This window comes from Kurthia huakuii LAM0618 (assembly GCF_000505545.1).
Lineage (GTDB): Bacteria > Bacillota > Bacilli > Bacillales_A > Planococcaceae > Kurthia > Kurthia huakuii.
This window is the reverse complement of record NZ_AYTB01000045.1, coordinates 1-6,127: the sequence shown is the minus strand read 5'-3', so window position 1 is coordinate 6,127 and position 6,127 is coordinate 1. Positions and strand designations below refer to the sequence as shown.

6 protein-coding genes and 1 pseudogene are annotated in these 6,127 nt (G+C 34.8%); 3 read left to right on the top strand and 4 right to left on the bottom strand.

What is annotated here, in order from left to right:
• A partial coding sequence (locus tag V514_RS20725; protein WP_035945135.1) for a replication initiation protein occupies positions 1 to 247 on the bottom strand: 247 nt, incomplete at its 3' end.
• A 482-nt stretch (positions 248 to 729) separates the two neighbouring features.
• The gene (locus tag V514_RS19540; protein WP_029501245.1) at positions 730 to 2,331 is read right to left on the bottom strand and encodes a plasmid recombination protein; all 1,602 of its coding nucleotides are present in this window, start codon (positions 2,329 to 2,331) and stop codon (positions 730 to 732) included.
• Positions 2,332 to 2,460: 129 nt separating this feature from the next.
• On the opposite strand from V514_RS19540, the pseudogene V514_RS19535 reads away from it, so the two are divergent.
• Positions 2,461 to 3,211: pseudogene (locus V514_RS19535) on the top strand (protein rep); the annotation flags it as partial.
• Between the two features lie 36 nt (positions 3,212 to 3,247).
• Positions 3,248 to 3,508, top strand: a complete 261-nt coding sequence (locus tag V514_RS0118500; protein WP_029501244.1) for a DUF5839 family protein — start codon at positions 3,248 to 3,250, stop codon at positions 3,506 to 3,508.
• Positions 3,509 to 3,713: 205 nt separating this feature from the next.
• On the opposite strand, the gene V514_RS0118495 is transcribed toward V514_RS0118500, so the two are convergent.
• Positions 3,714 to 4,316, bottom strand: coding sequence for a hypothetical protein (locus V514_RS0118495; protein WP_029501243.1), 603 nt, complete (start codon positions 4,314 to 4,316; stop codon positions 3,714 to 3,716).
• 83 nt (positions 4,317 to 4,399) lie between these two features.
• Here V514_RS0118495 and V514_RS19890 point away from each other — a divergent pair, with 83 nt between their 5' ends.
• On the top strand, positions 4,400 to 4,924 hold the full coding sequence (locus V514_RS19890) for a hypothetical protein (RefSeq protein ID WP_152529015.1): 525 nt from the start codon (positions 4,400 to 4,402) through the stop codon (positions 4,922 to 4,924).
• Positions 4,925 to 5,208: 284 nt separating this feature from the next.
• Here V514_RS19890 and V514_RS19525 read toward each other — a convergent pair whose 3' ends face one another.
• Positions 5,209 to 6,099 carry a replication initiation protein gene (locus V514_RS19525; RefSeq protein WP_051392511.1) on the bottom strand — a complete coding sequence of 297 codons (891 nt, stop codon included), beginning with the start codon at positions 6,097 to 6,099 and terminating at the stop codon, positions 5,209 to 5,211.
• Positions 6,100 to 6,127: the final 28 nt, after the last annotated feature.

The following is a 6,127-nucleotide window of genomic DNA, read 5'->3' as shown; positions in this document are numbered from 1 at the left end:
ATCTTAACGTACAATTTTTCCGTTTTGCTGTCTGTACGCCTTCTTTAAAGCGTGTGTGTTTATTTCCGTCTGTCGCATTAAAAAAAGCGAATAACTGTTTCTTTGAAAGTACAATGCTGTTATCTTCTGGTGGGTTTTCAATGTCAATTTGTGAAACAGCTAATTCAAAAATTTTAAGTGGTATCTTATCCATCTTCGCCACACTTGTAATTAAATCATTTGCTTGCACAACTTTTACATTTTTCAAACTAGCCAACTCGTTTCTTCGTTCATTTTTTGCTATACTGAATGGCACAATAAATCGCCCCTTAGTGGTGGTTTTTCTCAGCAGTAGGTACCTTGATGTGAGAGTCCGGTACTTACTGTTTTTTATTGTACACTTTAAATGTGTACAATAAAAAGAACTTGTACACATCGACATAGTTTACTGTACTGGGTAAACATAGTTTACTGTACACATCAACATAGTTTACTGTACTCATATAATTCCGCAAACCCTTGCAAACACTGACTTTTTCGCGTCCCAAAAGATCAAAAGGTTTTAAAATATCTATTATCTATTAATAAATATATATAATACATAGCGTTTTTAACGCTTTTTTTTAAGTTCAAGAGCAAATTCAAGAACCTAACGCCTTCCGTTTCACTCCAGTTGTTCAATTAGCTTGATTGGATCATGGGAAAACCGCCATGACCCAATCAACTAATTTGGTACAGAAATAAACATAGCTACAAACTTCTGCCAGTGTTGGCTGACTTGTTAGTACCATGTTGTTTCACACTAGCTAACATTTTCACATTCTGCATGTAACTTTTAACGCCACTAGGAACGTTCGCAATGGCTCCTGTACCTTGAGATAAATATTCTATATGTTCCAAGCTAATAGTTCTGCCATCAGGTTGAGGGACAACATGTCGAGGGAATCTATCAACGCTTGCTACAGCACGTTTACCAACAGCTTGTAACACGTCTGTTTGCCAAGCATATAAGTTATCACTATGTTTCAATACATAACCAATCGCGTTCTTCGTGTCATAAGCCCCTTTGAAAGCCTGTATCTCGTTTTCTGTACGTTCTGCAACGTTCTTATCGTATTTCCTTTCAAACGTCTCTAAACGCTCTCTAACAGCCTTAGAATCGTTCCTTTCTTTGCTAATCAGATTACGCCACTTGCTATTATCTTGTTGTAACTCATTATTCTTCGTTTCCAATTCAGCAAGTTTACGCTCGTATTCAGCAGCACTATTTTTTAATTCAGCTTCATGTCGCGCTTTTTCTTGTTCCATTTCTTTTTCATGCTGTTTCTTTTCAGCAAGTTGTTTAAGCTGCTCCTCTTGTATCCTTTGTTGACTAGCTTCAAGCATTTGATTAGCTAACTCTAACTCACGTTCCAAATTATCAAACTGCTTAACTTTCTCCGAATCTTCTTCTTTCACAACACCTTTCACATAGCCTTGTGTCAGCATTTCATATGTTTCTTCGGGCACTAACTTACCTTTTTTTCCAAACATCGGCTTATGATCTTTTACAGTCGATTCAAGGTACTCAAATTCGTCGAGTGGCTCTTTGTAACTTTCAGCTTTGCGCTCATACTTTTCTTTTTGTTCGTCTACTTCTTTCGTCAGTTGCTCCAGTTTAGCTTTCTCAGCTTGTTTTTCTTTGTACTCATTCACATCTTTATAGTCATTCGTGCCGACGAGCTTGCGCTCGATCCCCACTTCATTCATCAACTTTTCAACTTCTGCAAGTTCGCTTTCTCGCCATTCAGTAAACGGATTAAACTTATCCAAGTCGGAATTTTGATTAATTAACGCTCTATCAAACGCTACTTGTTTCTCTAAACCATTTTTATATCCAGTCGCCACTGGCACGAAATTTAAATGCAAATGAGGACTTGCTTCATCATTGTGAATGACCGCATTATAAACTTTCAGTTGCGGATTTCTTTCTTGAAATCCTTCAAACCATTTTTCCAAAACATAGTTCACTTTTTCTTTATTTTCTTCGTTATCTTCAAAGTCATCTCGATTACCAACTTGAATTATCATTTCTTGTTGAGGTGCTGTTTTTTTTCCTCGTTGTATATGCTTATAATAATCATCAATTTTTCTATCTTTTCGTTTCTGCTTTGCATTATATTTTTCCAAAGGACCATTAAATTCTTCACGATATAATTCTCGAATATCTTTCTTCACAAAATATTTATTTTCGTCCGATTTCGCATAATCAATATGTGTATTTTTCGCTTTATCTTTCTCGTTCATATCTCTATTGTTATGCTCAATATTCGTACGTTTAGTCGATTTATTAGCTGACGCCGACATCCCCATATTAATATCCAACTCCTTTAAATAGACTAACTACATTATACCATAGAAGTTTGTTACTTTGACAAAGTAACGTTATCTATATTTTGACACTTCGTGTGCAAAATTATAACGCTCTGCGAGGCTGTTGCATGGTTTTGTAAGTCACTGTTATGTCCGATGTGCAATTGGAGGAAAACGATGAAACGAAGTATACAAACAACTAAAATTGTAGAAGAAGTGATTCGTCAAAAACCAAAAGCAAGATGGCTTTTCTTAACCCTATCAGTCAAGAATGTATTTGGCGGTAAAGCGTTGGATAAAAGCTTAAAAGCAATGGCGCAAGGTTTTAATCGTTTAATGAAATATAAAAAAGTGGCTCAAAATATGATTGGTTTCATGCGATCGACAGAAGTTACGGTCAATAAAACAGACGGTTCATACAATCAGCACATGCATGTTTTGCTATGTGTTGAAAGAACTTATTTTAAAAATAGTGATAATTATTTGTCGCAAGAAGATTGGACAAGTCTTTGGAAAAAGGCGATGAAACTAGATTATATGCCAATTGTACATAATAGAGGCAGTGAAAAATAAAAAACGGAACAAGAAAAAAGAGGTCACTGCCATTCAAGCAGCTGTGCAAGAAACCGCCAAATATTCGGTGAAAGATGCAGACTATTTGACTGGTAAGCTAGAAAATGATTTAGAAGAAGGTTTATACCGGAAGCGAAGGATTGCATACGGTGGTTTATTGAAAAAAGTACATAAGCAATTGAATTTAGATGATGTTGAAGAAGGTGATTTAATTCGCGTAGATGATGAGGATTCAGATATTGAGGAAAAAGCGTATTCGATTGTTGCTCGGTGGAACTGGAAAGCACAGAATTATTTCATACATTAGGAAAATTGATAAAGTTGATGATTGGAGAGGATATTGATGGAGAATAATACACTTTCAGGATTTCATATCAGAAGCAAAAAGGGCGATCCGTTGAAACTATATCCCAAAAAATATACGTGGCATATTCCTAAATATTTACGTGAATTAAACATTCAACCAGGTGATATTGTTGCTGTCGGAAAAGCAAATAATCAACCTTTTTTGGTATCAGAAGTTTTTCGAAAGGAATTAGAAAATACAGGAAAACGATATAAAAGAGTCAGAGCAATTTTTGAGAGAGTACCAGTGAAAATTTAAGAAAAAAGAAAAAAGCATAATATCCTAAAAAAGAAAAAAGAGAAGCATTAAGCTCCTCTTTTCTTTATTTTTTCTTCAACTTAACAATACGTACTATAAAAACTATAGCAAAAAATAAAACAACGAAAAATGATAGAGTAAAGAAAATATCAAAATAATTAATATTCATATATTACTCCTTTCTTACTCAGCTTAATTATACCATTTAGAAAGGTACTGTATATGTTACGCTCTTTTTGTAGGCAATACCTTGTCCTCCAACAGTTACACCGTATGATTTCGTTCCGTAAGCATATCCTTTACCGCCCTTTTTGGTTGAATTCAAGTTATAATCACTAGCAATATGAGTATAAGCAATAGGGAAAGCAACTCCTTCTTGATCACTCCATACTATGACTTTAGTAACTATACCTTTGCTGCTTCGAGTTACTTTTGCATAAGCTGTAATAGTTGATACACCAGTATATTCTTTGTATGTATAAGTTTTTGTTGTACTAGCTGCAAAAGTTGTAATTAATGGTGCCCCTGGTAATTCTGCGGGATTTTCCATAAAAGGTGTTTCAATACTTTCTTTTTCCTCATTTTTTAAAAAAGCTTCAAATTCTTCAACTGTATCAAAGTTTAAAGTAGATTTGTTAGCATCATAATCTGTGAATTCTACATTTTCCAGATTATACTTATCTACTAATTCATTTAATCCTTCTGGAACTGATTCCTCTGCTGATGCTTTTTCTGAAGGAGAAAAAACAAAAAATACTGCACAAAATAAAGCAACAAAACCTAAAAATGAATATAAATTCTTTTTCATCAAAATCTTCCTTTCTATTACTAATTTATATTTATGGTAACATATTTACCTTAAAAAGTAAGTTACGTTTATTATTTTTAGTTTTGATTGATCCAGAGAAAATGAATAAAGCGAAGATCAATCACATTCATGATGAGTTACCAAAGTTCTTGCGAGAACGAGGATTTGATGTGGAACGTGGAAAAGGACGAAGCAAAGAACAAAACATCAAGGATATTCATGAATACAAAGAGGTGCAGCGTGAAATTGCGGGGTTGCAACAGGAAAAAGAGCGATTAAGAAATGAACTTGCTGAAGCAAGTAGCCAGCTAAAAGCAACAAAAGAGGAGCTCGAAAAGAAATCAAAAGGACTTGAGAGCCTTTCTAAGACGTTCGAGAGCCGTTTGAAGCTTTCAGATGATTTGAAGTACATAAAAAGCCGTGTAAGTCCTCACAAGAGCGTAAAAAGGCTTTTAGGGGGTAAAGAAGAGGAAGAACAAGTGAAACTCCCTAAGAAGGATTATATGCGCCTTCTAACGCTTGCAAAACGTGGTGTAGGTGCTGAACAATATGTTTCTTTGAAAATGGATGAATTGAAAGAGAAAGAAAAGGGCTTTGTGAAATACTAGAGTTTGATATTATGCATGAAGGGCGCATGAAGTTAGCGAAAGTGTTCATTCTGAACACTCGAAATTGTGCTGTTACGCACTAAAATTTCGAGAGAGCAAAAACCCCAAATACCAAATTGAAAAGTGCCCTTCCGGTACACGTAGCAGTACAAAAAACGTACTGTAGCATGTACCTTTTATTAAATAAAAAAAGTACATAGACGGGGTACAGCATGTACCCGATCTATGTACTTCCTTGCACCAAAAATATGTACTCACTGAATCACTCCATGAAATACATATAACTACTTTAAATCTGCAATGTATTGCTCTACAGATACACGCAGATATTCTGCAATGTTAGGTCTTGAATATGGTTCCATGTGAGCTTTAACATACGACAAATGTTGGTCTAATTTCCGGTCTAATTCAAGCTCACTATACTTATCGTAAACTGCTCGATAAAGAATCAACATTGTCTTTTTATCGTTAACTACCTGATTGAATTCAAGTAGCTTATATTCAACTAATTTAGCAGTATATGGGTGACGCATTGCTAAAAGAAAATCTGCTTCATCTTGCTGTTGTTGCTCAACATACGGTTTGTCTTGTTTTTCCTCTTTGTAAAACTCATTCTTTGCAACTTGCTTTTTTGTAATGAAGAACTGAATGTACCCAATTGAACGTCCCTCTTTAATCTTTTCGTATGAAATATTGAAGTGGGTATGCTCATTGATTTCATCAACCGCTGTACGCAACACTCGCTTTTCAAAGTTTCTAAAATCGCTGTATCCTTCTTCTGTATCTGTAACATGTCGCAATTCATCAAGAGGAAAAATAGGATTTTGATACTTGTCTAATTGTTTTTTTGTACGAAGTTTTGTTTCTGCATAATGCTCATACTGGTTGTAAGTCATGTTGAGTAGTTTATAGATTGGAACGCTATATTTGCTCTTGAAATCCATGACATCAAGTATTGCATATTTTGTGAAATTCGATTTTAAATTAATGAGGTACGGCATAATATCAATGTCAAACCGTATTTTCACATTATCATCGTAATCATTCCATGAAACAGACGGTATCGGAATAATGTTTTTATATTCAAAGCCTTTTTTACCGTTCTCTTTCGGTTTTCTAACAACAAAGAATGCTTGTTTCTGCATTTGTTCGAGTGCTTCTTGGGGTCTCGCCACATACCCATCAAGCTAACAACGAAAATAG